Source organism: Cellulomonas sp. P4_B5_2 (genome assembly GCF_056402235.1).
Window position 1 is genome coordinate 1 of the sequence record NZ_JBFUHU010000011.1, and the last position, 25,516, is coordinate 25,516.

Here is a 25,516-nt window from a genome sequence, read left to right on the forward strand (position 1 = left end):
GCGCGGTGGGGGGACCGCGCTGGTGCCCGAGCCGGACGGGCGTCCGCTGGTCCGCGAGCTCGAGGACCTCGTCGGACGGCTCCACGAGCGAGGACCCGCGCCGGTCCTGCGCGGAGAGCTCACGGCTCTCCTCTCCGCGTGGGCGGCGGCCCTGGTGCGCCTGCACCGCACGCCGCTCACGGCGCTCACGCCGACCGCCGGCCTCCCCTGGGTGCTCGACGCACCGCTGCCGGACTGGCTCGACGAGCTGCCGGTGCAGGCGGGGCCGGTGTGGGCCGTGCGGGCGCATCCCGCGATCGGGCGTGCGCTCGCGGACGCCCGATCGACATGGACGACCGCGCAGTGGATCCACGGCGAGCCGACCGGCGACGACGTGGCAGTGACCCGCGTGCGCGGATCCGTGCGCGCGGTCCTCCTCGGCGGGATCCCGCAGACGGACGGTGCGCTCCCGGGTCGCGACCACCTCTCCGCCGGGTGCGGCGACCCACGGTGGGACGTGGCCACGGCGCTCGACTGGGTCGCCATCGCCCTCGGCCCGGTGCTCGATCCGGCATGGGGACTGGACCCGGTGGCGACGTTCCTCACGGAGTACCGCAGCCTCGGCGGGGACGCGACCCCGACCCGTTCGATGGCCGTCGCACGGACGGTCGGCACCGCGATCGAGTGGAGCGCGCAGCTCGCCGTCGCCGCAGAGCCGACGGACGACGAGCTCAGCTGGCTCTCCRGCCTGTGGACGCGCCCGCTCGAGCTGGTCGGTGCGGCTCGACCGGGGGCGGCGCGGCGCGCGCGCTGATCCCGGTCGGCCCGGGAACGACGAAGGCCCGGTCCGCAGGGGGGACCGGGCCTTCGTCCTGCTGGAGCTACCGTCAGGCGGCGTCGTCCTCGAGCAGGTTCCGCGTCTTGTTCTGGTCGACGAGGATGCCGGGGCCGTTCGTCGTCGAGAAGGTCGCCTTCGCGATGTAGCGACCCTTCGAGGCCGACGGCTTCAGACGCAGGATCTCGTCGAGCGCGGCTGCGTAGTTCTCCACCAGCGCGGTGTCGCTGAACGAGACCTTGCCGATGATGAAGTGCAGGTTCGCGTGACGGTCCACGCGGAACTCGATCTTGCCGCCCTTGATGTCGGACACGGCCTTGGCCACGTCCATCGTCACGGTGCCGGTCTTCGGGTTCGGCATAAGACCACGCGGGCCCAGGACCTTGCCCAGTCGACCGACCTTGCCCATGAGGTCGGGCGTCGCGACGGCGGAGTCGAAGTCGGTCCAGCCGGCGGCGACCTTGTCGATGAGCTCGTCGCCACCGACCTCGTCGGCACCCGCGGCGCGGGCCTGCTCGGCGCGCTCGCCGGTGGCGAACACGATGACGCGGGCGGTCTTGCCGGTGCCGTGGGGCAGGTTGACCGTGCCGCGGACCATCTGGTCCGCCTTGCGCGGGTCGACACCGAGGCGGAAGGCCACCTCGACGGTCGAGTCGTACTTGGTGGTGGCGGTCGTCTGCGCGAGCCGGACAGCCTCGAGGGGGGTGTAGAGGTGCCCCTCCTCGATCTTCTCGACCGCGGCGCGGTACGCCTTGCTGTGCTTAGCCATCTGCTTGGTTCTCCTTGATCAGCAGTCGTGGTCTGCGGGCCGCACATGGCCCTGCCACTGGGGTGGGCTGGATCAGCCCTGGACGTTGATACCCATCGAACGAGCGGTGCCCGCGATGATCTTCTCGGCCGCGGCCAGGTCGTTGGCGTTGAGGTCCTCGAGCTTGGTGCTCGCGATCTCGGTGACCTGGGCCCGGGTGAGCGTGGCGACCTTGACGGTGTGCGGGGTCGGGGACCCCTTGGCCACACCGGCGGCCTTCTTGATCAGCTCGGCGGCCGGCGGCGTCTTCGTGATGAAGGTGAACGAGCGGTCCTCGTACACCGTGATCTCCACGGGGATGACGTTGCCGCGCTGCGCCTCGGTGGCCGCGTTGTACGCCTTGCAGAACTCCATGATGTTGACGCCGTGCTGACCCAGCGCCGGACCGATCGGCGGCGCGGGGGTGGCGGCGCCGGCCTTGATCTGGAGCTTGATCAGGCCGGTGACCTTCTTCTTCGGGGGCATAGCTGCTTCCGTTCGTGTCGTGGGCCGACGCCGTGGGCGATGACCCGGTTGCAGTGCGTCCTCGCAGCGCGAGGACGCTCAATCAGATCTTGGCGACCTGGCTGAAGGACAGCTCGACCGGGGTCTCCCGGCCGAAGATGGAGACGAGCACCTTGAGCTTCTGGCTCTCGGCGTTGATCTCGGAGATCGTGGCCGGCAGCGTGTCGAAAGGGCCGTCCGTGACGGTGACCGACTCGCCGACGGTGAAGTCGACCTTGATCTGGGAGGCGGCCTTGGCGGCGCCGGCGGCGGTGGTCGCCTGCTTGGGCTCCAGCGACGGCGCGAGCATCGAGAAGACCTCGTCCAGCGTCAGCGGGACCGGCTGGTGCGTGTGGCCCACGAAGCCGGTGACGCCGGGCGTGTGCCGGACGGCGCCCCACGACTCGTCGGTGAGGTCCATGCGGACGAGGACGTAGCCGGGGATCCGGACGCGCTTGACGACCTTGCGCTGCGCGTTCTTGATCTCCACGACCTCCTCCATGGGGACCTCCACCGCGTAGATGAAGTCCTCCATGTTGAGGCTCTGGCGACGGTTCTCGAGGTTCGCCTTCACGCGGTTCTCGTAGCCGGCGTAGGAGTGGATGACGTACCAGTCACCCAGCTGGCTGCGGAGCTGCGCCTTGAACGCGGCGACCGGGTCGTCCTCGACGTCGGGCTCTGCCTCGGCCTCGTCGGACTCCTCGGCGACCTCGTCGGCGGCAGGCTCGGCACCCTCGTCGGCCGGCTCGTCGCTCTCGGTGGCGTCGGCGCTGACATCCTCGGACGAGGCGTCCTCGACAGCCGACGACTCGACGGCCTCGACGGACGCGATGGCGTCCTCGAGCTCCGCCTCGGCGCCCGTGGTGGGCTCCTGCGACTCCTGCGACACGTGCGAACCTGCTTTCTCCTGCGTGTGCGCCCCGGCGGACCGGGGCGGTGGGTGCTCGACCCGGGTGGGGCGACGCGAGCCTGACGGYCCGTGGGCGTCAGCCTCCGAAGACCCAGAACGTGAGCTTGCCGATGCCCAGGTCGACCACGGTGACGAAGGCCATGACCACCGCGACGAAGACGAGCACGACGCTCGTGTAGGTGATCAGCTCCGACCGCGTGGGCCGGACGACCTTCTTCAGCTCCGCGACGACCTGGCGGACGAACAGTGCGATGCGTGCGAACAAGCCGCCACGAGACGACGACGACCCCTTGCCGGCAGCCTTCGGTGCCGACGGGCGCGCCGCCGAACCCTCGGCGTCGGACGCCGCAGCCGGTGCTGTTTCGCTCACGTCTGACCCCTACGTCTCGTGGTGGTCAGGTCCCGTACGGAACCTGACGGACGGACGGGCCGACGCGTCGCGCCGGACCGACCGGCGGTCCTGCTCGCCTCCCGGACCTCCGAGCGAACCCGGAGGACCAGACGCGTGCGCAGGGCAGACAGGACTCGAACCTGCAACCTGCGGTTTTGGAGACCGCTGCGCTACCAATTGCGCCACTGCCCTACGGCGGCCTGGGCCTCCACGACGATCCGTCCGCCCGTAGGCGCGCACCGACGGACACCACCCGCAGGGGCTCCGCACAGGCTCCCGGAGACCTCCGGGGCACGGCTCATCATGGCGGACGTCAACCGCCGGGGGTCCACTGTACGCGACGAGCGCCCGTGGGTCGAACCGTCCCGATGCCCGCCGGAGGGACGAAATGGCGGGCACGAGCGAGCGTGACCTCTGCCACTATGGGCCCCGTGAGCGAGCAGACCTCCCCCCGCGCCCGTGTGTCCGCCCGACTGGCCGCGATCGCCGAGTCCGCGACGCTGGCGGTCGACGCCAAGGCCAAGGCGCTCAAGGCCGCCGGCCGTCCGGTGATCGGCTTCGGCGCCGGGGAGCCGGACTTCCCGACACCCGAGTACATCGTCGACGCCGCCATCGCCGCCGCGAAGGACCCCGCCAACCACCGCTACACGCCGGCCGCCGGGCTGCCCGCGCTGCGCGAGGCGATCGCCACCAAGACGCTGCGCGACTCCGGCTACGAGGTGAAGCCGTCGAGCGTGCTGGTCACCAACGGCGGCAAGCAGGCGGTCTACCAGTCGTTCGCGGCGATCGTGGACCCGGGCGACGAGGTGATCCTGCCCTCGCCGTACTGGACCACGTACCCCGAGGCGATCCGGCTGGCGGGTGGCGTCCCGGTCGAGGTGTTCGCCGGCGTCGACCAGGGCTACCTCGTGACCGTCGAGCAGCTCGAGGCGGCACGCACCCCGAAGACCAAGGTGCTGCTGTTCAACTCGCCGTCCAACCCGACCGGCGCGGTGTACTCCCCCGAGCAGACCGCCGCGATCGGCCGCTGGGCGCTCGAGCACGGCGTGTGGGTGATCACCGACGAGATCTACGAGCACCTGACGTACGACCACGCCGTGTTCACCCCGATCGTCCGCGTGGTGCCGGAGCTCGCGGACACGACGATCGTGCTGAACGGCGTCGCCAAGACCTACGCGATGACCGGATGGCGGGTGGGCTGGATGATCGGCCCGGCCGACGTGATCACCGCCGCGACGAACCTGCAGTCGCACCTCACGTCGAACGTCGCCAACATCTCGCAGCGCGCCGCGATCACCGCACTGAGCGGCGACCTCACGGCCGTCGAGGAGATGCGCACCGCGTTCGACCGTCGGCGACGGACGATCGTCGAGATGCTGTCGCAGATCGACGGCGTGCGGATCCCGGCCCCGGAGGGCGCGTTCTACGTGTACCCGTCGGTCGAGGGGGTGCTCGGCAGAACCATCCGCGGGGTCACCCCGCAGACCTCCGCCGAGCTGGCCACGCTCATCCTCGAGCAGGCCGAGGTCGCGGTGGTGCCGGGCGAGGCGTTCGGTCCGAGCGGGTACCTGCGACTGTCGTACGCGCTCAGCGACGCCGACCTGGTGGAGGGCGTCACCCGGATCCAGTCGCTCCTGGCCGAGGCCGAGTAGCGCGCGATGCCGGATGCGGTCGAGGTCGTCGGCCTGCGCAAGGCCTACGGCGAGAAGCAGGCGGTCGACGGCCTCGACCTGCACGTCGCGCACGGCGAGGTGGTGGCGATCCTCGGCCCGAACGGCGCCGGCAAGACCACGACCGTCGAGATCCTCGAGGGCTACCGGTCGCGGGACGCCGGCGACGTGCGCGTCCTCGGCCAGGACCCGCAGACGGGGGGCCGGGCCTGGCGCTCGCGACTCGGCATCGTGCTGCAGACGAACAACGACCTCGCCGAGGCGACCGTCGCGGAGCTCGTCCACCACTTCGCCCGGTTCTTCCCGGACCCCCGCGACCCGGACGAGGTGATCGCCGCCGTGGGCCTGCAGGAGAAGGTCAAGACCCGTGCGCGGCAGCTCTCGGGCGGGCAGCGGCGACGGCTCGACGTGGCCCTGGGCATCGTCGGCCGGCCGGAGCTGCTGTTCCTCGACGAGCCGACGACCGGGTTCGACCCGCAGGCGCGGCGCTCGTTCTGGGACCTGGTCGAACAGCTCGCCACCGAGGGGACGACCATCCTGCTGACCACGCACTACCTGGAGGAGGCGGAGCGGCTCGCCGACCGGGTGCTCGTGGTGCGCGACGGCAGGCTCGTGGCCGAGGGGCCGCCCGCGGACCTCGGCGGCCGCACCGCGCGGCAGGCGGTGGTGCGCTGGACGCAGGACGGTGAGACGCGCGAGGTCCGCACCGACACCCCGACGCAGACCGTGGTCGAGCTGACCGGCGCGCTCGGCGGGGAGGTCCCCGGGCTGCAGGTGCTCCGGCCCACTCTCGAGGACGTGTACGTCAGCCTGATCGACGGGGGCACCTCGTGAGCGTCGTCGACACCCGGACCCGACTTCCCGGCGTGCTGCGCCTGGGTCTGGTCCGCACCGGCTACGAGGTGCGGACGTTCTTCCGCGAGCGCGACGCCGTCGTCTTCATCTTCGCCTACCCGATCATCATGCTCGCGATCTTCGCGACGGTGTTCGGGCAGGACGGCGCGACGGTCGGCCCGGAGCCAGGGATCCCGTTCGCTCAGTACTTCCTGCCCGGGATGGTGGCGACGGGCGTCATGCTCTCGAGCTTCCAGCAGCTCGCCATCTCGATCGCCGTCGAGCGCGACGACGGCGGTCTCAAGCGGCTGCACGGGACCCCGCTGCCGCCGGCGGCGTACTTCCTGGGGAAGACCGGCGAGGTCCTGGCGACCTCCCTGATCCAGACGGCGCTGCTGCTCGCCGCCGCTGCGCTGCTCTTCGACGTCCCCCTCCCGACGACCGCGACCGCGTGGGCCACGTTCGCGTGGGTGTTCGTCCTCGGGACTGCCGCCGGCACGCTGGCCGGGGTCGCCTTCTCCTCGGTCCCCCGCAGCGGCAAGTCCGCGAGCGCGGTGGTGACCCCCGTCGTCCTGGTCCTGCAGTTCATCTCCGGGGTGTTCTTCGTGTTCCAGGACCTGCCCACCTGGATGCAGCAGGTGGCGTCGGTGTTCCCGCTGAAGTGGATGGCGCAGGGCATGCGCTCGGTGTTCCTGCCGCCCAGTGCGGAGGCGTGGGAGGTCAGCGGCTCGTGGCAGCACGGCGCGACGGCCGCCGTCCTGCTCGTGTGGGCCGTCGGAGGCCTGGTGGTCGGGATCCGCACGTTCCGGTGGCAGCGGCGCGACGACGGCTGACCCCGGAACGCACCTGCGCCGGGCCGGGCGAGCCGGACATACTTGCGTCCATGTCACGCAGCGCCAGGGCCGGCGGTCGCGCCGAGGTCCTCGGCGTCTCGACCGGTTCCATCCCCGCCTACCAGCGCACGCTCGCGCACCTGACGGTCCGCGCGCGGCTGCTCACCGCGGTGCTCATGCTCTCCGCGCTCACCGTGATGATCGCGGGGGGCACGGCGTTCGCGCTGCAGGCCGCGGAGACTGACGCCCGGATGGACAACTCGCTGTCCCGAGCGGTCGCTGCCCTGCGCAACGTGCAGGCCAAGGAGGACCCGACCACGGAGCTGGCGTTCGCCAACGTGAGCGACGTGCTCAAGCAAGGGGTCCGCAGCCGCGTCCCTGGCAACAACGAGGGCGTCCTCACACTCATCGACGGGGACCCGAAGTGGAAGCCCGCCGTGGAGACCAGGTCGGTCCGGCTCGAGCAGGACCCCGAGCTGGTCGCGATGCTGGCCGAGCTGACCGCCGACACACCGTCGCTGCCCCGCACCGTGGGCACCTCGATCACGCAGTACCGGCTCATCGCCGTGCCGGTCCTGCTCCCAGGCGACCCCGGCACGGGGATGTTCGTCGTCGCGTTCGACCGGTCGGCGGAGATGTCGAGCCTGCGTCGGACGTTCCTCACCTACTCCGCGGTCGGGCTCGCCGCCCTCGCCGTCATCGCGGTCGTCGCGTGGTTCGTCGTCGGCCGGCTGCTGCGGCCCATCCGGCTCCTGCGCGAGACCACCCACCGCATCACCGAGTCCGACCTGTCGCAGCGCATCGCCGTGACCGGCAAGGACGACCTGTCGAACCTCGCCCGGACGGTGAACGCGATGCTCGGCCGGCTCGAGCGGGCGTTCGGGTCGCAGCGCGAGCTCCTCGACGACGTCGGCCACGAGCTGCGCACACCGCTCACCATCGTCCGCGGTCACCTCGAGCTGCTGGACCCCGACGACCCCGACGACGTCCGCGCCACGCAGGCGCTGGCCCTCGACGAGCTGGACCGCATGCAGCGGCTGGTGGACGACCTCATGACACTCGCCACCGCGGACCGGCCCGACTTCGTCCGGTACGCGCCCACCGACGTCGGCCGGCTCACGGACGACGTGCACGAGAAGGCGCGCGGGCTCGGCGACCGGCACTGGGTGGTGGCCGCCCGCGCGGACGTCACCGTCCAGCTGGACGCGCAGCGCATCACGCAGGCGTGGCTGCAGCTGCTCGCGAACGCGTACCGGTACTCGGACCCGTGGTCGACGGTGCGCCTGGGCAGCGAGGTGGCCGACGACCGCCTGCTCCTGTGGGTGCGGGACGAGGGTCCGGGCGTCCCGCCGGACGAGGCGGACCGCATCTTCGAACGGTTCCATCGCGGTCAGGCCGACCGCCTCTCGCACGGCGCCGGGCTGGGTCTGCCGATCGTCGCAGCGATCGCACACGCCCATCACGGCCGTGTGTTCGTGGAGCATCCACCGGCTAACGTCGGGCGCGGCGCAGTCTTCGTGCTGGACCTGCCGGCCGTCGACCTCGTGGACGGCGAACCCCGACCTGTCCCGGAGCTGGTGGAGTACCTATGACGCACATCCTCATCGCGGAGGACGAGGAGCGCATCGCCGCGTTCGTCGCCAAGGGCCTGCGTGCCTCCGGCTTCGAGACGAGCGCGGTGACCTCGGGCGAGGAGGCTCTGGCGACGGTGCAGTCGGGCGGCATCGACCTGCTCATCCTGGACCTGGGCCTGGTCGACATCGACGGGTTCGAGGTCCTGCGGCGACTGCGCGCGGCCGGGGAGACGGTCCCGGTCATCGTGCTGACCGCGCGGTCGTCCGTGACGGACACGGTCACCGGGCTGGAGTCCGGGGCCGACGACTACATGGCCAAGCCGTTCCGGTTCGAGGAGCTGCTCGCCCGCGTGCGGCTGCGGCTGCGGGCACACGGAGTGGCCACGGGTGAGGCGTCGGTGCTCAAGCACGGTGCTCTCCAGCTGGACCTGCGGACGCGGCGGATCAAGGTGGGCACGCACGAGGTGGACCTGTCGGCGCGGGAGTTCGCGCTGGCCGAGACGTTCCTGCGGCACCCCGGAGACGTGCTCACGCGTGAGCGCCTGCTGTCGGAGGTGTGGGGCTTCGACTTCGACCCGGGCTCCAACGTGGTCGACGTGTACGTGCGGTACCTGCGACGCAAGGTCGGCGCCGAGCACTTCGACACCGTCCGCGGCGTGGGGTACCGGCTGATCGACGCGACCGCGGCAGGCGTGTGAGCCGGGACCTCGCGCTTCTGCCGAAGGCGCACCTGCACCTGCACTTCACCGGGTCCATGCGGATCTCCACGCTGGCCGAGCTGGCCACGCTCCACGGGATCCGGCTCCCGGCCGCCCTCCTCGACGCGGATCCCCTGCACGTGCCCGCCGACGAGCGCGGGTGGTTCCGGTTCCAGCGGCTGTACGACGCCGCGCGGGCGTGCGTGCGTGGCGAGGCCGACATGCGCCGGATCGTCGCGGAGGCCGCCGAGGACGACGCGCGCGAGGGGTCCGGCAGGCTCGAGATCCAGGTGGACCCCACGTCCTACGCGCCCTTCGTCGGCGGTCTGACGCCCGCGCTCGAGATCGTGCTGGACGCGGCGCGCGAGGCGTCCGCGGCCACCGGGGTCGACATCGGGGTCATCGTGGCGGCGTCACGCATGCGGCACCCGCTCGAGGCCCGGACCCTCGCGCGCCTGGCCGCGACGCACGCCGGCGACGGACCCGGGCAGGTGGTCGGCTTCGGCCTCTCGAACGACGAGCGCCGCGGCGAGACCCCCGAGTTCGCCGCCGCGTTCGCGATCGCCCGCCGGGCCGGCCTGGCCTCCGTCCCGCACGGTGGCGAGCTGCTCGGTCCCGCGCACGTGGAGGACGTCGTCGGGCACCTGCACCCCGACCGGCTCGGGCACGGCGTCCGGTCCGCCGAGGACCCCCGGGTGCTCGAGCGCGTGGTCGAGGAAGGTGTGGCGCTGGAGGTCTGCCCGGCGTCGAACGTGTCGCTCGGCGTGTACGCGACCGCCGCCGACGTCCCCCTGCGCGCGCTCGTGGACGCGGGCGCGACCGTGGCGCTGGGCGCCGACGACCCGCTCCTGTTCCTCTCGCGGCTGGTGGACCAGTACGCGATCGCGCGAGACGTGCACGGGTTCTCCGACGACGAGCTCGCGGGCCTGGCGCGGTCGTCCATCCGGGCCAGCCGCGCCGCCGACGACGTGCGCGCACGCCTGCTCGCCGGGGTGGACGCGTGGCTGGCCTCTTGACCCGGACGCCAGACTGCGGCATTGTGTCAATCAATTGATTCATTGACACAAAGGAGTTCGGGATGCCCGTCCTCGTCCCCGTGCTGTTCCTCCTGGTGGTGCTCGCGATCGGCGCGGCCCTGCGGCCGACCCGGACCGTCGGACCGGTCAGCCCGTCCGACGCGTGGCTGACCGCCGCCCGGCACGCCGGTCGTGTCTCCGCGAGCGCCTGGACCGGGCTCGTGGCAGCACCGCTGCTGGTCGGCGTCGCGGTGGTCCCTGCGCTGCGGGGCCTGACGACCGGGCTCGTCATGGGTCTGCTCCCCGCGGCCGGCGGCGCGGCGTTCCTTGCGGTGCACGCGATCGGGGAGCTCACCTGGCCGCGGCCGACGGGTGCCGTCCGCCGTGCGGCGCTCAGCCGCCGAGGGCTCCGGGACATCGCGCCGACCGGCCCGGCCGTCCTGGTCCTCAGCTGGTCGGGTGCGCTCCTCGTGCTCCTCACGGTCTGCGCGATCGTCGCGACGGACGACGGGCGCGCCCTGCCCTGGCGCCACGGCCCGGACATCACCAGCGCGGCCGGCCCGTTCCCCGGCTGGTTCTACGGACGCTGGATCCTCCTCGCGGTCGCGGTCCTGCTGATCGGCTGCGTCGCCGTCCTGCGACTGGTCGCGCGCCGGCCCGCGGTGAGTGACGCCTCCGCCGACGACGACACGGCCCTGCGTCGGCTCTCGGCACGCCGGGTGCTGGGAGGTGTCCAGCTGGTGCTCGGCTGGACGCTCGCCGGGTGCTTGGGTGTCGCGAGCGCCGCGCTGCGCGGGGCGCAGGGCGGCTCGGTCGACGACGTGCCCCTTGCTGACCCCGTCGCCGTGGCCGTCGCCCTCGTCGGGACGCTCGTGGCGGTCGCCGTGGCGGTGACGTCCGCGGTCGTCGCCGGGCAGTCCGCCGTCCGCGCTCGAAGCGCCGCCGAACGGCAGCCTCTGGTCGGGACGGCGACGCAGGCGCGCGCGTCATGACCGCCGAGCTCGAGGTCGACCTCACCTCCGGAGTCCCCGCGTTCGAGCAGATCCGCGCGCAGGTGGTCGCGCACGTGGCCGCGGGTCGGCTCGTCGCGGGCGACCGGCTGCCGACGATCCGTGCGCTGGCCACTGATCTCGGGCTCGCCGCCGGCACGGTGGCGCGTGCGTTCCGCGAGCTGGAGGCGGAGGGGGTCGTCGAGACGCGCCGCCGCGCGGGGACGGTCATCGCGGAGGGTGCGTCCGTGCCGACGGACATCGCGCGGCGCGCTGCCGAGACGTACGTGACCGCGGTGCGCGCGGCCGGGCTGACCGACGACGAGGCGCTCGTGCTCGTGCACGGCGCCCTGCTCGGGCGGCAGAGCGTGACGCGTCAGAGCGCGACGCCCACCAGCACCGGCTCGGGCTCCAGCTCGACGCCGAAGGTGGATCGGACGCCGTCGCGCACCTGACGCGCGAGGGCCAGCAGGTCCTCCGCCTTCGCTCCCCCGCGGTTGGTCAGGGCGAGCGTGTGCTTGGTGGACAGGGTCGCCGGGCCGGGGGCGCCGAAGCCGCGCGAGAACCCGGACCGCTCGATGAGCCACGCGGCGCTGGTCTTCACGCGGGCGTCGTCGGCCGGGAAGCGCGGGGCGTCCTCCGGCAGGGCAGCCGCCTCGGCGGGGCTCAGGTGCGGGTTCGTGAAGAACGAGCCGGCGCTCCACGTGTCGTGGTCCGCGGCGTCGAGCACCATGCCCTTGCGGGCGCGCAGGGCGAGCACGGTGTCGCGCACCTCGGCCAGCGGGGCGCGGCCGCCCACCTCGACCCCCAGCGTGCGGGCGAGCTCGGCGTAGGCGATGGGGCGGGACAGCGAGCCCGGACGGAGCTGGAACGTCACGTCGAGCACCACGTAGCGCGGGGTCGGCGACCAGGGTGCCTGCGGGTCGGCCGGGTCCGCCTCGCGCATCGAGCGCTTCAGCAGCGAGGTGCGGTACCCGAACGCCAGCGTGACCAGGGGCAGCGTGCGGACCTTGCCCCGGCCGCGGTCCCAGACCCGGACCGTCGCGATGCTCTGCGACACCTCCTGACCGTAGGCGCCGACGTTCTGCACGGGCGTCGCGCCGGTCGACCCCGGGATGCCCGAGAGCGTCTCGATCCCGGTCAGCTCCTGCTCGACCGCGTAGCGCACCACGTCGTCCCACGGCGTGCCGGCCGGGACGGTGAGGGTGGCACCGGCGCAGGCGGAGGCGTCCGGCACCTCGATGCCGCTGCGCACGTCCCGCACGACCACCCCGTCGAACCCGTCGTCGGCGACGAGCAGGTTGGAGCCGCCGCCGAGCACGAGCACCGGCTCGGAGTCGGCGTCGGCCGCGCGGACGGCGTCGATCAGCTCGGCCTCGGTCGTCGTCTCCACGTACCGCCGCGGCGCTCCGCCGACCCGGAGGGTGGTGAGGTCCGCGAGGGTGGTGGACGACGGGGCGGTCCGGGCCGGCCAGGTGATCGTCGGAGGGACGGTCGCCGGCGAGCAGTCGGCCGTGCTCAGCTCACTCTGCACGCCCTCAGGCTACGCGGTCCTTCTTCAGGGGCGCGGCGGCGTTGACCACGAGGAGGCCCAGCACGATCGGGGCGATGATGACCAGCAGCGCGTGCCGGTAGCCCACCTGCTGCGCGAACAGCCCGAGCAGCGGCGGACCCGCGAGGAACGCGCTGTACCCGATGGTCGAGACGACGCTGACGCGCTGGGCGGCCCGCAGCGGGTCGTCCGCCGCGGCGCTCATGCCCACGGGGAACCCGAGGGCCGCACCGGCGCCCCACGCCACGATGCCCACGGCCGCCAGCCACAGCGGGTCGGCCAGCCCGAAGATCAGCAGGCCCACGAGCGAGAGCCCGGCACACAGCCGCAGGACCGCGACACGGCCGTACCGGTCCAGCAGCGTGGTGCCGAACCAGCGCATCGCGGTCATCGCCGTGACGAACACCGCGAACGCGATCGCGCCGACCGCGTCCGTCACGTCGAACCCGTCGACCACCGCGAGGCTGACCCAGTCGTTGGCGGACCCCTCGGTGAGCGCCGCCGCGAGCACCACGAGGCCGATGAGCAGCGTGCGGGGCTCGAGCCACGCCGCCAGGGCACCCCGTGCACCCGTCTGCGGGCGGTCGCCCGCGTGCCGGACCTCGGGCTCGTCGGCGGTCGGCAGGAACACCCGGACCGCGAACGCGACGCCGATCACCGACAGGACGACCGCGATCGGGATGTGCACGACGACGGGGACGTGCAGCCCGGCCGCGACGGCGGCGACCCCGGCGGCGGCGACCGTCCCGAACGAGAACCCGGCGTGGTACCGCGGCATGACGGTCCGGCCGAGGTGCTGCTCGACGGCCGCGCCCTCGACGTTCATCGACGCGTCCCACACACCGGTGCCGACGCCGAAGAGGACGAGTCCCAGCCCGACGACCAGCACCTGGCCGAGCGCGACGCCGACCGACGCGACGATGAGGCCCGAGGCGTTGAGGATCGCGAACGCGAGCACCGTGCGGCGGGCACCGAGGCGCTCGACCACCATCCCCGACAACGGCAGCGAGAGGAGCGAGCCGACCGAGCCGACGAGGAGCAGCAGGCCCATCTGCGCCGGCGAGAAGTCGAGCCCGTCACGGATGGCCGGCAGGCGCGCGGCCCAGCTGGCGAAGTTGAACCCGTTGAGGAAGAAGACGGCGAAGACGGCGATCGACGCCCGTTCGACCGCCCGCGAGGCGCGTCCGGGCACGCTCGGGAGCGTCAGCTCGTCGTCGTGTCCCGCTGGCGTCGTCATCGGCCCTCCGGTGCTCATGATGTCGTCCGTTCCATGGTCAGGGCACGCGCAGGGGTCGGCGACGCGGGCTGCGCTGCGTGCGAGGGGTGTGGTGGTCGGTGTGCCGGGCCACGATCGCGCCGTACGGGTCCGGGTCCGCGTCGGCGAGGTGCGCGAGCGGCTCGTCGTGGTGACGCACGGGAGCGTCCTCGTTCGACGCCGGCTCCGGCGCGACACGGTGGGCCAGCAGCACGCTCGCCACCATCGCGACCGCGATGAGCACCAGGGCGTGGCGGGCACCGGCGGAGGCGGCGGCGATCCCGAGCAGCGGCGGCGCCGCGATGGAGGCGACCGAGGCGAACGCCGACACGACCGCCACCCGTCCGGCGGCCCGCATCGGGTCGTCGGACGCGGCCGCGATGCCCACGGGCACGGCGAGCGCGGCACCGAAGCCCCAGAGCACGATCCCGACGCCGGCGAGCGCGAAGCCGGGCGCGAACCCGAAGAGCAGCAGCCCGACGACCGACACGGTTCCCGAGACGCGCAGGACGGCCACGCGTCCGAACCGGTCGATCACGCGCGTGCCGAGAAGCCGGACGAGGGTCATGGCGCCGACGAACACCGCGAGCATCGCGCCGCCGACGGCCTCGGTCTGGTCGAATCCGTCGACGACCGCCAGGGACAGCCAGTCGTTGGCCGACCCCTCGGACAGCGCGGCCGCCATGACGACGACTCCGATCAGCAGGGTGCGCGGCTCGCGCCAGGAGTCGAGCGCGCTCGCGATGCGGCGGCGCCGGCCCATGGTCACCGCGCCGGGGACCGCGCGATGGGGCGKGCGAGGACGGTCCCCCGGCGCGTCGGGCAGGACGAGCCCGCGCAGCGAGGCCAGTCGCCACACGACCGCGAGGACCGCGACGGCGGTGAACTGCACGGCCACCGAGATGCCCAGGTGCGAGGCCGTCGCGCCGAGGGCCGAGCCGGCGACCGCGCCGATCGAGAAGGCGGCGTGGAACTGCGGGATGACCGTGCGGCCCATCGCCCGCTCGATGCGCGCCGACTCCACGTTGAGCGGGACGTTGCCGAGCGCCACCGCGACGCCGTTGAGGAAGATGCCGACGCCGAGCAGGCCGACGGAGCCGACCGAGGGCCCGACGCCCATGAGCACCAGCGCCACGGCGAGGACGGCCGTCGAGGCCACGACCGCCACCGGGCTGCCGAACCGCTGCACGGCGACGCCCGAGACGGTCACGGTGAGCAGCGCGCCGACCGAGCCGACCAGCAGGAGCACCCCGAGCTCGGAGGTGGACAGGTCGAGCAGGTCGCGGACCGTGGGGATGCGGGCGAGCCAGCTGGAGAAGGTGATGCCGGTGAGGGCGAACAGTCCCATGAGGAGCCAGCGGGCTCGACTCAGGGAGGGGGAAGGGTGGCGCACGGGCTTGCTCCGGGGCATCGGGTCGAGCGGCGATCGAATCGATTCGACCAGGCGCCGTCGTCGGTGGTCGAATCGATTTGAGGGTCGCAGCCATTCTGCGGGTACGCTGGCCGCTGCGTCAACCGTGCGCTCGTCACGCGCGTCGCGTGCACCCGGGTGCCGCGGCGCCRATCCGGAGGTCCGACCCCTGTCTCCGCACCGCCCCACCCTGGCCGACGTCGCCGCCGCCGCGCACGTGTCGGTATCGACCGCCTCGCTCGCGTTCTCCGGTGCGGGTCCGATCGCCGCGGCGACGCGCCAGCGCGTGCTCGACGCGGCCGCGGCGCTCGACTACTCCGGTCCGAACCCCCTCGGTCGCCAGCTGCGCCGCGGCCGGTCCGGGATCGTCGGGGTCGTGGTCGGCGACTCCCTCGGCCGCTCGTTCCGGGACCCGGTCTCGATCCAGGTGCTCGACGGGCTGGTCAGCACGCTCGGCCCCCTCGACCTGGGCGTCCTGCTCATCCCCGGCTCGAGCGACCCGGCCGGCCCCGCCGTGGACCCCCTGCTCGAGACCGCCGCGATGGACGTCGCCGTGATCATGTGGGGCGGCACCACCGACGACCCGATGCTCGGGGCGCTGCGGCGGCGCGGGACACCGACCGTGCTCGTCGAGGGTCAGCAGCTGCCGGACGTCGCCTCGGTCGGGATCGACGACCGCGGTGGCATGCGGCAGGCCACCGAGCACCTGCTCGCGCTCGGCCACACGCGGATCGCGTCCGTCACGCTCCCCTTCGACCGCTCCCGCGGCGAGGGGCTCGTCGCGCTCGACCAGATGGWCCACCTCAACTGGGAGATCACCCGTCGTCGGCTCACCGGGGTGACCGACGCGGGCGTGACGCCGGTGGCGATCTGGGAGACGCCGGCCTCGCTCGTGGAGCACGGGCGCACCGCCGGGATCGCCCTGCTGTCCACCCCCGACCGCCCGACCGCGATCGCGTGCCAGTCCGACCTGCTGGCGTCGGGCGTGGTGCTCGCCGCGCGCGAGCTCGGGCTGCGCGTGCCGGAGGACGTGTCCGTCAGCGGGTTCGACGGCCTCGACCTGCCGTGGCTCGCACCGGACGTGCTCACCACGGTCGTCCAGCCGCTCGCGGAGAAGGGCGCCGCCATCGGGCACGCCGTCGAGGACTTCCTGGCCGGCGAGGGCCCCTCGCGGCGGGAGCTGCCGGTCAGCCTGCGGATCGGCACGACGACCGGTCCGGCGCCGACCGTCAGCTGAGTCGGACGACCGCCTGCGCCTTGCCGAGCACGCGGACCCCGTCGACCGCGACGGTCAGGTCGATCCGTGCCGTGCCGGCCTCGCTGTCGAGGGCACCGACGACCGCGATCACCTCGACGGTCGCCGCACCCGGGTCGGGCACCGGCACGGGACGCGTGAAGCGCACCTGGTAGTCGAGGATCGCGCCCGGGTCCCCCGCCCAGTCGGCGACGACGCTCGACGCGGCACCCATGGTCCACATGCCGTGCGCGATCACACCGGGCAGACCGACCGAGGTGGCGACACGGTCGTTCCAGTGGATCGGGTTGAAGTCGCCGCTCGCGCCCGCGTACCGGACGAGGCGTGCGCGGTCGACGGTGATCTCGCGGCGGGCGACCTCGTCGCCGACGGCCAGGGCCTCGGTCATGACTCCTCCGGGCGGACGGCCAGGGTGGAGATCACCGTGGTGACGGGCTCGCCGTCCTCGGCCGCGATCTCAGCACGCGTGGTGATCATGGCCAGTCCCGCGCGCACCGTGATCGAGTCGACGTGGAGCACCGTCACCAGACGGTCCCCCGCGTGGATGGGCCGGTGGTGCGTGAACCGCTCGTCGGCGTGCACGACGCGGCTGAAGTCGATCCCGGCGGCGGGGTCCTCGAACAGCTGGGCCTCGGCGCGCTGCGCCACCAGGACGGCAAACGTCGGCGGCGCAATCACGTCGGGATACCCGAGCGCGCGCGCCACCGACGGATCCGTGTGGGCTGCGTGGGAGGCGCCGACCGCGTCGGCGAACTCCTGGAGCTTCTGACGACCTACCTCGTAGGCAGCGGTCGGCGGGTACTGACGACCCGCGTAACCGACGTCGACCGGCATCAGTGCGAGGTCAGCGGGTCTCGCGGTGCAGGGTGTGGCGGTTGTCGCGGGGGCAGAACTTCTTCATCTCGAGACGGTCGGGGTCGTTCCGACGGTTCTTCTTGGTGATGTAGTTCCGCTCCTTGCACTCGGTGCACGCGAGCGTGATCTTCGGACGGACGTCCGAGCTCTTGCTGGCCATGGTCTTGCCACCTCTCGCACCCGGAACGGGATGCATGCGATCTTGTCATTGCGCGCCGGCCGACGCGCAGCTGTGTCACTGGGATGTAGCGGGAGCGGGGATCGAACCCGCGACCTCACGATTATGAGTCGTGCGCTCTAACCACCTGAGCTACCCCGCCTCGGGTGATATCGAGGTGCGACCTGCGTCGCACCCCGAACACACCACAGAGCCCCGAAAGGGAATCGAACCCTTGACCTTCTCCTTACCATGGAGACGCTCTGCCGACTGAGCTATCGGGGCAGCGCGAGCAAGGTTACACGGGCCCACGGGTGCTCGCGAAATCGGCTCCTCGCACCGTGCGCCGACGCGGTTGCCTAAACGATTCATCTCGTGGTCCCCGCCCCTCGCCGCGTGCCACGATCCGGCCCATGCGCCAGCCACGACGCAGCACCGCTGCTGCCCTGCTCCTGTCCGCCACCCTCCTGCTCAGCACCGCCGCGTGCACGGGCGACGACGACGGCGACGACGCACCGACCACGGACGCCGTGACCGTCCCCGCGTGGCCCACCGCGATCGACCCCACGGCCACCACCGAGCAGTTCTGGGTGGTCTGGACCGAGGTCGTGGAGACCGGCGCCGGGGACACGACCACGCTGCAGCCGTCCATCGACTCCCTCGCGGCCCTGGGCTACCCGACCCTGCCGCTGGACCCCGCCTGCCAGAGCGGCGCCGAGGAGCAGCTGGCCGGCCTCACCGGGTACGCGAACCCGCTCGGGGTCGGAGTGGCCTTCGGGTCGGCGCAGGACGCCGGCATGTTCGACACGCTCTACGAGGGCGCGACGGTCTCGATCACCCCCGGCACCTACACCTGCGGCGCCGCGTCCTGACACCCGCGCCCCGCCGGACGAGAATGGGTGTCCAGGCAGAGAGCGGGGCAGCACCATGAGCAGGGCACTGATCGTCGTGGACGTCCAGAACGACTTCTGCGAGGGCGGTTCGCTGGCGGTCACCGGCGGCGCCGAGGTCGCGCGGGCAGTGTCCGCCTACGTGCGCGAGCACGAGGACCGGTACGCCGCGGTCGTCGCCACCCGGGACTGGCACGCACCGCTGCCGGACACCAACGACGGGCACTTCGCCACCGGCGCCGATCCCGACTACGTCACCACCTGGCCCGTGCACTGCGTCGCCGGGACCGTCGGCGCCGAGTACCACCCCGACCTGCACCTGCCCACCGACACCGTCCACGTGCGCAAGGGTCAGAGCCGGCAGGACTACTCCGGGTTCGCCGGTGAGGTCGTCGGCGCCGAGGGTGCCCGGCTGACCGAGGTCCTCACCGCGGCGGGGGTCACGGAGGTGGACGTCGTCGGCCTGGCCACCGACCACTGCGTCACCGCGACCGCCCTGGACGCCCGCGCGGACGGGTTCGACGCGACGGTCCTGGTGGACCTCACGGCCGCCGTGGCCCTGCCCACCACGCTGCGCGCCGCCGCCCGGCTGTCGCAGGGGGGCGTGAGCGTGACGACGGTCGAGCCGCCCGCCTGATCAGCCGCGCAGCGCCAGCGCGAACGGGAGCACGGCCGGCGCACCCGCCTGCCGCAGCTCGCGGGCGGCGACGGTCATGGTCCACCGGCTGTCCACCAGGTCGTCGACGAGCAGCACCGGCCCGGACGGCAGCTGCAGCGCGGACGCGTCGAACCGCCCCCAGACGCCTGCCAGCCGGAACGCGCTGTTGCCCCCCGGCTCCCCGCTCGGACCGCCGTCGCGCGGCGCCAGGGCACCCGCGTACGGCAACCGGCCGATCTCGGCGATACCCCGGGCCAGCGAGTCGACGAGCAGCGGTCGCCGCCGCGACGGCAGGGCGACCACCGCCGCGGGTCGATCGTCCCAGCCCCACTGCGCGAGCACGCGCACGCAGCCGTCGAGCATGGCCCGCGTGACGGGCGCGTCGACCGCGCCGGCCGCGAAGATCTCGCGCAGGGCGGTCCCCCAGCCCAGGTCGGTGAGCCGGGCGAGCGCCCGGCCCTCGACCGCCCGCTCCGACTCGGCGAGGCGACCGCGCACGGGCAGGCCGAGCCGGTCGGCGCCGACCGGCCACTGCACCCGCGGCTCGACAGGCACGCCCACGCGGTCGAGCGAGCGCTCCGCCGAGGCCGTCGCGCCCTCGGCGACGTCCCGCGGGTACCAGGCGCCCGCGCACGAGTCGCAGCGCCCGCACGGCGTCGCGGTCTCGTCGTCGAGGCTGCGCTGCAGGAACTCCATCCGGCAGCCGTCGGTGCGCTCGTACTCGAGCATGTGCTCCTGCTCGGCCTGGCGGGCCGCGGCGATGCGTGCGTAGCGCTCCGCGTCGTAGGTCCACGGCTGCCCGGTGGCCACCCAGCCGCCCTGCACGCGGCGCACGGCACCGTCCACGTCGAGCACCTTGAGCAGCAGCTCCAGCGGGGTGCGGCGGACGTCCACCCGCGCCTCCAGGGCCGGTGTCGACATCGGGCGGTCCGACAGCTCCGCGATCACGCGCTCCGCCCGGTCCTGGTTCGGCATCGAGGCCGTGGCGAAGTACTGCCAGATGTCCGGGTCCTCGGTGCCGGGCAGCAGGAGCACGTCCGCGCTGGCGGTGGCGCGGCCGGCGCGGCCGACCTGCTGGTAGTAGGCGACCGGCGAGGACGGCGCCCCCAGGTGCAGCACCCACCCGAGGTCCGGCTTGTCGAAGCCCATGCCCAGCGCGCTCGTCGCCACCAGCGCCTTGACCTCGTTGGCCTTGAGCGCGGCCTCGGCGGCCTCCCGGTCCGCGGGGTCGGTCTGGCCCGTGTAGGCCCGCACGTCGTGGCCTGCCTCGCGCAGCAGGCGTGCGGTGTCCTGCGCGGCCGCCACGGTGAGCGTGTAGATGATCCCGGACCCCGGGAGGTCACCGAGGTGGCTGAGCAGCCAGGCGAGCCGCGTCCGCGCGTCGGGCAGCCGCAGGACGCCGAGGCGCAGGGACGCCCGGGCGAGCGGTCCGCGGATGGTCAGCACGCCGTCGCCGCCCGAGTCCAGCTGCTCCGCCACGTCGGCGACGACCCGGCTGTTGGCGGTGGCCGTCGTCGCGAGCACCGGCACTCCCGGCGGCATGGTCGCGATGAGGTCCCGCAGACGCCGGTAGTCGGGCCGGAAGTCGTGGCCCCAGTCGCTGATGCAGTGCGCCTCGTCGACCACCAGCATGCCGAGCCGTCGCACCAGGGCCGGCAGCTGGTTCTCCCGGAACGCCGGGTTGTTGAGACGCTCCGGCGAGACGAGCAGCACGTCGACCTCGTCGGCGGCGAGGCGCGCCAGGAGCTCGTCCCACTCGTGCGCGTTGGTCGAGTTGATCGCCACCGCCCGCACCCCGGCACGCTCGGCGGCCGCGACCTGGTCGCGCATCAGGGCCAGCAGCGGCGAGACGAGGACGGTCGGACCGGCACCCCGCTGCCGCAGGAGCATCGTCGCGACGAAGTACACCGCCGACTTGCCCCACCCCGTCCGCTGCACCACGAGCGCACGGCGGCGGTCGTCGACGAGCGTCTCGATGGCCTCGAACTGCCCCTCGTGGAAGTCGGCGGTCGGGTTGCCGACGAGTCGGCGCAGCACGTCGAGGGCGGCGTCACGGGTGGTCTGGGGCACGCGCCCACCCTGCCAGCACTCGCCCACACCAACGACACGACCCCGGGCCGCAGGCGGTCCGGGGTCGTGATCACAACGTGGCGGGTGAGGGATTCGAACCCCCGTAGGCGTTGCCAGCTGATTTACAGTCAGCCCCCTTTGGCCACTCGGGTAACCCGCCGGGGATGCCAGCCGAACGAGAGGACACCCAGGGGGCGAACGCGCGTGCAGCGTGCGGGTGGAAGGATAGCAACACCCGGGCGGTGCTAGCGAAAGCGATGCCGAGCCCGCGCCCCAGTGCCCGTAGCAGCAGGAGGAAACATGGCGAGCGAAGCCTCGTTCGACGTCGTCAGCAAGGTCGACCGCCAGGAGGTGGACAACGCCCTCAACCAGGCCTCGAAGGAGATCGCGCAGCGGTACGACTTCAAGGGCGTCGGGGCGTCGATCGCCTGGAGCGGCGAGAAGATCCTCATGATCGCCAACTCCTCCGAGCGGGTTCTCGCGGTCCTCGACGTGTTCCAGACCAAGCTGATCCGACGCGGCATCTCCCTGAAGTCGCTGGACACCGGCGAGGAGGACACCCCCGAGCCCAAGCCGTCCGGCAAGGAGTACCGCCTCGAGGCCCTCATCAAGGAGGGGCTCAGCAGCGAGACCGCCAAGAAGGTGGCCAAGATCGTCCGCGACGAGGGGCCCAAGGGCATCAAGACGCAGATCCAGGGCGACGAGCTGCGCGTCACGGGCAAGAGCCGCGACGACCTGCAGGCCGTGATCGCGCTGCTCAAGGGCGCCGACGTCGACGCCGACCTGCAGTTCACCAACTACCGCTGACGCCCTCGAGCTCGGTGGTCGGCGCCGAGCTCGGTGGTCGGCGCCGAGCTCGGTGGTTCGAGGCACCGAGCTCCGCGGCAACCACCGCGCTCGGTGCCAGGTCAGTAGCGCGAGATGCCGTCCTGCGGGCCGGCCTGACGCTCGAGGCGGGCGATCCGGTCGGCCATGGGCGGGTGTGTCGAGAACAGCCTCGCCATCCCCGCGCCGCGGAACGGGTTCGCGATCATCAGGTGCRACACGTCCACCAGCTGGCGGTCCTGCGGCAGCGGCCTGGCCCGGGTGCCCATCTCGAGCTTGCGCAGGGCGGACGCGAGCGCCAGCGGGTCGCCGGTGAGCCGGGCCCCGTCCTCGTCGGCGTCGTACTCGCGGGTGCGCGTGATCGCGAGCTGGACCATCATCGCGGCCAGCGGAGCGAGGAACACCAGGAGCAGCCCGGCGATCGGGTTGCCGCCGCGGTCGCGGTCGCTGCCCCCGCCGAAGAAGAGCGCGAACTGCGCGAGCGACGTGATGACGCCCGCCACCGCCGCAGCGACGGACGACGTGAGGATGTCGCGGTTGTAGACGTGCATGAGCTCGTGGCCGAGCACCCCGCGCAGCTCGCGCTCGTCGAGGAGCTGCAGGATGCCCTCGGTGCAGCAGACCGCGGCGTTCTTCGGGTTGCGGCCCGTGGCGAAGGCGTTGGGCGCCGCCGTCGGTGAGATGTACAGACGGGGCATCGGCTGCCGGGCAGCGGTGGAGAGCTCGCGGACGATCCGGTACATCGCCGGCTGCTCGATCTCGCTGACCGGTCGCGCCTTCATGGCGCGGATCGCGATCTTGTCGGAGTTCCAGTAGCTGTACGCGGTCATCACCAGGCCGAGCGCGGTGAACAGCAGCAGGAACTTCGGCGTCCCGCGGCCGAGCAGCCACCCGATGCCGAGCAGCACGGCCCACATCACGCCGAACAGCGCGGCCGTCTTCAAACCGTTGTAGTGCCGGTGACCCATCGTCTCTCTCTCCTCGCAGCAGTGCACCCGTGGAACGCGCGCCACCGCGTCGGGGTTCCCTCGTATCCTGACCCCACCCTTCCCACGACACCTCCGGAGCACGCCGTGCGCAGAGCCCGCTGGACCACCCTTGCCGCCGTCGCCGCCCTGGCGCTGGCCGCGTGTGCTCCGACCGACGAGGACGCAGGCGCCGCCCCGAGCGACGGGACGCTGGCGACGGTCACGGACGGCGTCCTGACCATCGCGACGTCCGATCCGGCCTACCAGCCCTGGGTCATCGACAACGACCCGACCAGCGGCGAGGGCTTCGAGTCGGCCGTCGCGTACGCGGTGGCCGACCAGCTGGGCTTCGACAAGGACCACGTGGAGTGGACGGTCGCCAGCTTCGACCAGATCATCGCGCCGGGCGCCAAGGACTTCGACTTCGCGATCAACCAGGTGTCGATCAGCGACGAGCGCGAGGCCAACCTCGACTTCTCCTCGCCGTACTACACGACCTCGCAGGCCGTCGTGACGCTCGAGGGCTCGGCAGGCGCCGGCGCGACGACGCTCGCGGACCTCAAGGCGCTGAAGATCGGTGCCATGGTGGGCACGACCAGCCTCACCGCGGCCCAGGAGGCGATCGACCCGAGCACGCCCGTGTCGCCGTTCAACGACAACGACCAGGTCAAGCAGGCCCTGACCGCCGGGCTCGTGGACGCGATCGTCGTCGACCTGCCGACCGCCCTGTACATCACGGCGGCCGAGCTGGACGGCGGGAAGATCATCGGCACGCTGCCCGACAGCGCCGGGGGTGACGAGTTCGGGCTCGTGCTCGACAAGGGCAGCGCGCTCACGACGCCGGTGACCGAGGCCGTCGACGCCCTGCGCGACGACGGCACGCTGGCTGACCTCGAGGCGCAGTGGCTCACCGACGCCGCGGGTGCACCGGTCCTCCAGTGAGCTGGGTGCCGTCCGAGCGCCAGGAGGAGCGGGACGCCTACCGCCGCAGCCGTGCCCGCCGGTCGACCGCCGTCGCCTTCCTGTCGACGATCGCGCTGGTCGCCATCGCCGTGCTGGCGCTGGTGTCCTCCCCCGGCTGGCCGCGGGTCAAGGCGTCCTTCTTCGACTGGGACGTGGCGGTCGAGTCGTTCCCGGCGATCCTGCAGGGGCTGTGGCTGAACATCCGGGTGATGGCGGTCAGTGCCGTCCTCATCGTCATCGTCGCGATGGCCCTGGCGCTCGCCCGCACGCTGCGCGGCCCGGTGTTCTTCCCCGTCCGGGCGCTGGCCACCGGCTACGTCGACGTGTTCCGCGGCCTGCCGCTGATCCTCGTCCTGCTGCTCGTCGGGTTCGGGCTGCCGGGCCTGCGGCTGCAGGGGATCCCGACGTCGGCGGTCGCGCTCGGCACGCTGGCGCTGGTGCTCACGTACTCGGCCTATGTCGCGGAGGTCTTCCGGGCCGGGATCGAGTCCGTGCACCCGTCGCAGGTGGCCGCGGCACGCTCGCTCGGGCTCACGCGCGCGCAGGCGATGCGGCACGTGGTGCTCCCCCAGGCGGTCCGGCGCGTGATCCCACCACTGCTCAACGACCTCGTCGCACTCTCCAAGGACTCCGGCCTCATCTCGATCCTCGGGGCCATCGACGCGGTCCGAGCCGCGCAGATCGAGACCGCGCGGTACGCCAACTTCACGCCGTACGTCGTCGCGGGGGTGCTGTTCGTGGCCCTGACCATCCCGCTGACCCGGTTCACCGACGTGCTGGCACGACGCTCGGGCTGGATCGGTGCGCAGAGCGCGCTGGCCGGCGGCGGAGCGCTGCGATGAGCCCCGGTCCGATGCGCGACCCGATGCCCGGCCGGCCGCTGCGCCTGGACCGCCCGCTGCTGTCCGTCCGCGGGGTCCGCAAGGCCTTCGGCGACCACGTGGTGCTCGACGACCTCTCGCTCGACGTGCACGCGCACCAGGTCGTCGTGCTCATCGGGGCGTCCGGCTCCGGCAAGTCGACCCTGCTGCGGTGCATCGACCTGCTCGAGGACGTCGACGACGGCGTGATCGAGCTCGAGGGTCAGGACATCACCGACCCCCGCCTGGACGCCAACGCCGTCCGGGCCCGCATCGGCATGGTGTTCCAGGCCTACAACCTGTTCCCGCACCTGCGCGTGATCGACAACGTGACGCTCGCGCCCCGCCTCGTGCACAAGACGTCGCGGGCCGAGGCGGAGGCCGAGGCGCTGGCGGTCCTCGACCGCGTCGGCCTGGCCGCGAAGGCCCAGGCCTTTCCCGACGAGCTCTCGGGCGGGCAGCAGCAGCGGGTCGCCATCGCGCGCGCCCTCGTCGGCAAGCCGGCCGTGATGCTCCTCGACGAGGTGACCAGCGCGCTCGACCCGGAGCTGGTCGGCGAGGTGCTCGCGCTGCTCGCGGAGCTCAAGCAGACGGGGCTGACCATGGTGATCGCGACGCACGAGATGGGCTTCGCGCGCGAGGTGGCCGACGAGGTCTGCTTCCTGCACGAAGGACGCGTGCACGAGCGCGGCACGCCGGCCCAGGTGCTCGGCAGCCCGCGCGAGGAGCGCACGCGCGAGTTCCTGCGCCGCATCACCGGCCCGTAGACGACGACGT

28 protein-coding genes and 4 tRNA genes are annotated in these 25,516 nt (G+C 72.8%); 16 read left to right on the forward strand and 16 right to left on the reverse strand.

Annotated elements, in window-relative coordinates; translation table 11 throughout:
- The coding region (locus AC1DUQ_RS01485; protein ID WP_477073311.1) for a phosphotransferase family protein at positions 1–793 on the forward strand (793 nt) is incomplete at its 5' end.
- Positions 794–866: 73 nt separating this feature from the next.
- Here the strand turns inward: AC1DUQ_RS01485 and rplA are convergent.
- The 5 genes from rplA to AC1DUQ_RS01510 form a co-directional block, all read right to left on the reverse strand.
- Entirely contained in the window at positions 867–1,583 is a 717-nt protein-coding gene (gene rplA / locus AC1DUQ_RS01490) for a 50S ribosomal protein L1 (protein ID WP_056088868.1), read from the reverse strand.
- Positions 1,584–1,655: 72 nt separating this feature from the next.
- On the reverse strand, positions 1,656–2,087 hold the full coding sequence (gene rplK / locus AC1DUQ_RS01495) for a 50S ribosomal protein L11 (protein WP_477061354.1): 432 nt from the start codon (positions 2,085–2,087) through the stop codon (positions 1,656–1,658).
- An 82-nt stretch (positions 2,088–2,169) separates the two neighbouring features.
- Positions 2,170–2,994, reverse strand: coding sequence for a transcription termination/antitermination protein NusG (gene nusG, locus AC1DUQ_RS01500; RefSeq protein WP_477073312.1), 825 nt, complete (start codon positions 2,992–2,994; stop codon positions 2,170–2,172).
- A gap of 97 nt (positions 2,995–3,091) precedes the next feature.
- Complete coding sequence (secE, locus tag AC1DUQ_RS01505; RefSeq protein ID WP_477061352.1) at positions 3,092–3,385, reverse strand: preprotein translocase subunit SecE; 294 nt, start codon at positions 3,383–3,385, stop codon at positions 3,092–3,094.
- 140 nt (positions 3,386–3,525) lie between these two features.
- Positions 3,526–3,598 (reverse strand) — tRNA-Trp (locus AC1DUQ_RS01510).
- Positions 3,599–3,828: 230 nt separating this feature from the next.
- Between AC1DUQ_RS01510 and AC1DUQ_RS01515 the strand changes: the two genes are divergently transcribed.
- From AC1DUQ_RS01515 to AC1DUQ_RS01550, 8 genes are all read left to right on the forward strand, one after another.
- On the forward strand, positions 3,829–5,058 hold the full coding sequence (locus AC1DUQ_RS01515; RefSeq protein WP_477061635.1) for a pyridoxal phosphate-dependent aminotransferase: 1,230 nt from the start codon (positions 3,829–3,831) through the stop codon (positions 5,056–5,058).
- A gap of 6 nt (positions 5,059–5,064) precedes the next feature.
- A complete protein-coding gene (locus AC1DUQ_RS01520; protein WP_477061351.1) occupies positions 5,065–5,910 on the forward strand; it encodes an ABC transporter ATP-binding protein in 846 nt (281 codons plus the stop codon).
- A complete protein-coding gene (locus tag AC1DUQ_RS01525; RefSeq protein ID WP_477061350.1) occupies positions 5,907–6,743 on the forward strand; it encodes an ABC transporter permease in 837 nt (278 codons plus the stop codon). Before AC1DUQ_RS01520 ends, AC1DUQ_RS01525 begins: the two co-directional genes overlap by 4 nt.
- Positions 6,744–6,793: 50 nt before the next feature.
- Positions 6,794–8,335, forward strand: a complete 1,542-nt coding sequence (locus tag AC1DUQ_RS01530) for a sensor histidine kinase (protein WP_477061349.1) — start codon at positions 6,794–6,796, stop codon at positions 8,333–8,335.
- Positions 8,332–9,015, forward strand: a complete 684-nt coding sequence (locus AC1DUQ_RS01535) for a response regulator transcription factor (protein ID WP_477061348.1) — start codon at positions 8,332–8,334, stop codon at positions 9,013–9,015. The genes AC1DUQ_RS01530 and AC1DUQ_RS01535 overlap by 4 nt, the downstream gene beginning before the upstream one ends.
- Positions 9,012–10,031 (forward strand): adenosine deaminase, encoded by a 1,020-nt coding sequence (locus AC1DUQ_RS01540; RefSeq protein WP_477061347.1) that lies wholly within the window; start codon positions 9,012–9,014, stop codon positions 10,029–10,031. The genes AC1DUQ_RS01535 and AC1DUQ_RS01540 overlap by 4 nt, the downstream gene beginning before the upstream one ends.
- A 62-nt stretch (positions 10,032–10,093) precedes the next feature.
- Positions 10,094–11,023 (forward strand): hypothetical protein, encoded by a 930-nt coding sequence (locus AC1DUQ_RS01545; protein ID WP_477061346.1) that lies wholly within the window; start codon positions 10,094–10,096, stop codon positions 11,021–11,023.
- A complete protein-coding gene (locus AC1DUQ_RS01550; RefSeq protein ID WP_477061345.1) occupies positions 11,020–11,475 on the forward strand; it encodes a GntR family transcriptional regulator in 456 nt (151 codons plus the stop codon). Before AC1DUQ_RS01545 ends, AC1DUQ_RS01550 begins: the two co-directional genes overlap by 4 nt.
- On the opposite strand, the gene AC1DUQ_RS01555 is transcribed toward AC1DUQ_RS01550, so the two are convergent.
- The 3 genes from AC1DUQ_RS01555 to AC1DUQ_RS01565 are packed head-to-tail and all read right to left on the reverse strand — an operon-like array spanning position 11,397 to position 15,175.
- Positions 11,397–12,500 (reverse strand): UDP-N-acetylmuramate dehydrogenase, encoded by a 1,104-nt coding sequence (locus AC1DUQ_RS01555; protein ID WP_477061634.1) that lies wholly within the window; start codon positions 12,498–12,500, stop codon positions 11,397–11,399. The genes AC1DUQ_RS01550 and AC1DUQ_RS01555 overlap by 79 nt on opposite strands.
- Positions 12,501–12,558: 58 nt before the next feature.
- Positions 12,559–13,809, reverse strand: coding sequence for an MFS transporter (locus AC1DUQ_RS01560; RefSeq protein WP_477061344.1), 1,251 nt, complete (start codon positions 13,807–13,809; stop codon positions 12,559–12,561).
- Between the two features lie 37 nt (positions 13,810–13,846).
- Complete coding sequence (locus tag AC1DUQ_RS01565; RefSeq protein ID WP_477073313.1) at positions 13,847–15,175, reverse strand: MFS transporter; 1,329 nt, start codon at positions 15,173–15,175, stop codon at positions 13,847–13,849.
- Between the two features lie 232 nt (positions 15,176–15,407).
- Here AC1DUQ_RS01565 and AC1DUQ_RS01570 point away from each other — a divergent pair, with 232 nt between their 5' ends.
- The gene (locus tag AC1DUQ_RS01570) at positions 15,408–16,475 is read left to right on the forward strand and encodes a LacI family DNA-binding transcriptional regulator (RefSeq protein WP_477073315.1); all 1,068 of its coding nucleotides are present in this window, start codon (positions 15,408–15,410) and stop codon (positions 16,473–16,475) included.
- Here AC1DUQ_RS01570 and AC1DUQ_RS01575 read toward each other — a convergent pair.
- The 5 genes from AC1DUQ_RS01575 to AC1DUQ_RS01595 form a co-directional block, all read right to left on the reverse strand.
- On the reverse strand, positions 16,468–16,881 hold the full coding sequence (locus AC1DUQ_RS01575; RefSeq protein ID WP_477061342.1) for a MaoC family dehydratase: 414 nt from the start codon (positions 16,879–16,881) through the stop codon (positions 16,468–16,470). The genes AC1DUQ_RS01570 and AC1DUQ_RS01575 overlap by 8 nt on opposite strands.
- A complete protein-coding gene (locus AC1DUQ_RS01580) occupies positions 16,878–17,327 on the reverse strand; it encodes an FAS1-like dehydratase domain-containing protein (RefSeq protein WP_477061341.1) in 450 nt (149 codons plus the stop codon). The genes AC1DUQ_RS01575 and AC1DUQ_RS01580 overlap by 4 nt, the downstream gene beginning before the upstream one ends.
- 10 nt (positions 17,328–17,337) lie before the next feature.
- On the reverse strand, positions 17,338–17,508 hold the full coding sequence (gene rpmG, locus AC1DUQ_RS01585; protein ID WP_029290226.1) for a 50S ribosomal protein L33: 171 nt from the start codon (positions 17,506–17,508) through the stop codon (positions 17,338–17,340).
- 86 nt (positions 17,509–17,594) lie between these two features.
- A tRNA-Met gene (locus AC1DUQ_RS01590) sits at positions 17,595–17,668 on the reverse strand.
- A gap of 49 nt (positions 17,669–17,717) precedes the next feature.
- Positions 17,718–17,790 (reverse strand) — tRNA-Thr (locus tag AC1DUQ_RS01595).
- A 128-nt stretch (positions 17,791–17,918) separates the two neighbouring features.
- On the opposite strand from AC1DUQ_RS01595, the gene AC1DUQ_RS01600 reads away from it, so the two are divergent.
- Both AC1DUQ_RS01600 and AC1DUQ_RS01605 read left to right on the forward strand, forming a co-directional pair.
- Positions 17,919–18,377, forward strand: coding sequence for a hypothetical protein (locus AC1DUQ_RS01600; protein WP_477061340.1), 459 nt, complete (start codon positions 17,919–17,921; stop codon positions 18,375–18,377).
- Positions 18,378–18,432: 55 nt separating this feature from the next.
- The gene (locus AC1DUQ_RS01605) at positions 18,433–19,032 is read left to right on the forward strand and encodes an isochorismatase family protein (RefSeq protein ID WP_477061339.1); all 600 of its coding nucleotides are present in this window, start codon (positions 18,433–18,435) and stop codon (positions 19,030–19,032) included.
- Here AC1DUQ_RS01605 and AC1DUQ_RS01610 read toward each other — a convergent pair whose 3' ends face one another.
- The gene (locus AC1DUQ_RS01610) at positions 19,033–21,123 is read right to left on the reverse strand and encodes a DEAD/DEAH box helicase (RefSeq protein ID WP_477061338.1); all 2,091 of its coding nucleotides are present in this window, start codon (positions 21,121–21,123) and stop codon (positions 19,033–19,035) included.
- A 78-nt stretch (positions 21,124–21,201) separates the two neighbouring features.
- Positions 21,202–21,283 (reverse strand) — tRNA-Tyr (locus tag AC1DUQ_RS01615).
- 140 nt (positions 21,284–21,423) lie between these two features.
- Here AC1DUQ_RS01615 and AC1DUQ_RS01620 point away from each other — a divergent pair.
- A complete protein-coding gene (locus AC1DUQ_RS01620) occupies positions 21,424–21,930 on the forward strand; it encodes a YajQ family cyclic di-GMP-binding protein (RefSeq protein ID WP_421743517.1) in 507 nt (168 codons plus the stop codon).
- A 101-nt stretch (positions 21,931–22,031) separates the two neighbouring features.
- Here AC1DUQ_RS01620 and htpX read toward each other — a convergent pair whose 3' ends face one another.
- Positions 22,032–22,916 (reverse strand): zinc metalloprotease HtpX, encoded by an 885-nt coding sequence (htpX, locus tag AC1DUQ_RS01625; RefSeq protein WP_477073314.1) that lies wholly within the window; start codon positions 22,914–22,916, stop codon positions 22,032–22,034.
- 105 nt (positions 22,917–23,021) lie between these two features.
- Here htpX and AC1DUQ_RS01630 point away from each other — a divergent pair, with 105 nt between their 5' ends.
- From AC1DUQ_RS01630 to AC1DUQ_RS01640, 3 genes are read left to right on the forward strand one after another with little or no spacing between them, the layout of a single operon-like run.
- Positions 23,022–23,858, forward strand: coding sequence for an ABC transporter substrate-binding protein (locus AC1DUQ_RS01630; protein WP_477061336.1), 837 nt, complete (start codon positions 23,022–23,024; stop codon positions 23,856–23,858).
- Complete coding sequence (locus tag AC1DUQ_RS01635; protein WP_477061335.1) at positions 23,855–24,721, forward strand: amino acid ABC transporter permease; 867 nt, start codon at positions 23,855–23,857, stop codon at positions 24,719–24,721. Before AC1DUQ_RS01630 ends, AC1DUQ_RS01635 begins: the two co-directional genes overlap by 4 nt.
- Complete coding sequence (locus AC1DUQ_RS01640) at positions 24,718–25,506, forward strand: amino acid ABC transporter ATP-binding protein (RefSeq protein WP_477061334.1); 789 nt, start codon at positions 24,718–24,720, stop codon at positions 25,504–25,506. Before AC1DUQ_RS01635 ends, AC1DUQ_RS01640 begins: the two co-directional genes overlap by 4 nt.
- The last annotated feature ends 10 nt before the right edge of the window (positions 25,507–25,516 follow it).

Bases quoted from the DNA above. Each gene is read 5' to 3' on its own strand.
- AC1DUQ_RS01605 (WP_477061339.1), top strand. From the start codon at position 18,433: ATGAGCAGGGCACTGATCGTCGTGGACGTCCAGAACGACTTCTGCGAG.
- AC1DUQ_RS01545 (WP_477061346.1), top strand. From the start codon at position 10,094: ATGCCCGTCCTCGTCCCCGTGCTGTTCCTCCTGGTGGTGCTCGCGATC.
- AC1DUQ_RS01530 (WP_477061349.1), top strand. From the start codon at position 6,794: ATGTCACGCAGCGCCAGGGCCGGCGGTCGCGCCGAGGTCCTCGGCGTC.
- AC1DUQ_RS01515 (WP_477061635.1), top strand. From the start codon at position 3,829: ATGGGCCCCGTGAGCGAGCAGACCTCCCCCCGCGCCCGTGTGTCCGCC.
- AC1DUQ_RS01550 (WP_477061345.1), top strand. From the start codon at position 11,020: ATGACCGCCGAGCTCGAGGTCGACCTCACCTCCGGAGTCCCCGCGTTC.
- AC1DUQ_RS01620 (WP_421743517.1), top strand. From the start codon at position 21,424: ATGGCGAGCGAAGCCTCGTTCGACGTCGTCAGCAAGGTCGACCGCCAG.
- AC1DUQ_RS01575 (WP_477061342.1), bottom strand. From the start codon at position 16,881: ATGACCGAGGCCCTGGCCGTCGGCGACGAGGTCGCCCGCCGCGAGATC.
- AC1DUQ_RS01560 (WP_477061344.1), bottom strand. From the start codon at position 13,809: ATGACGACGCCAGCGGGACACGACGACGAGCTGACGCTCCCGAGCGTG.
- AC1DUQ_RS01600 (WP_477061340.1), top strand. From the start codon at position 17,919: ATGCGCCAGCCACGACGCAGCACCGCTGCTGCCCTGCTCCTGTCCGCC.
- AC1DUQ_RS01520 (WP_477061351.1), top strand. From the start codon at position 5,065: ATGCCGGATGCGGTCGAGGTCGTCGGCCTGCGCAAGGCCTACGGCGAG.
- AC1DUQ_RS01640 (WP_477061334.1), top strand. From the start codon at position 24,718: ATGAGCCCCGGTCCGATGCGCGACCCGATGCCCGGCCGGCCGCTGCGC.
- rplK (WP_477061354.1), bottom strand. From the start codon at position 2,087: ATGCCCCCGAAGAAGAAGGTCACCGGCCTGATCAAGCTCCAGATCAAG.
- rpmG (WP_029290226.1), bottom strand. From the start codon at position 17,508: ATGGCCAGCAAGAGCTCGGACGTCCGTCCGAAGATCACGCTCGCGTGC.
- rplA (WP_056088868.1), bottom strand. From the start codon at position 1,583: ATGGCTAAGCACAGCAAGGCGTACCGCGCCGCGGTCGAGAAGATCGAG.
- AC1DUQ_RS01580 (WP_477061341.1), bottom strand. From the start codon at position 17,327: ATGCCGGTCGACGTCGGTTACGCGGGTCGTCAGTACCCGCCGACCGCT.
- AC1DUQ_RS01535 (WP_477061348.1), top strand. From the start codon at position 8,332: ATGACGCACATCCTCATCGCGGAGGACGAGGAGCGCATCGCCGCGTTC.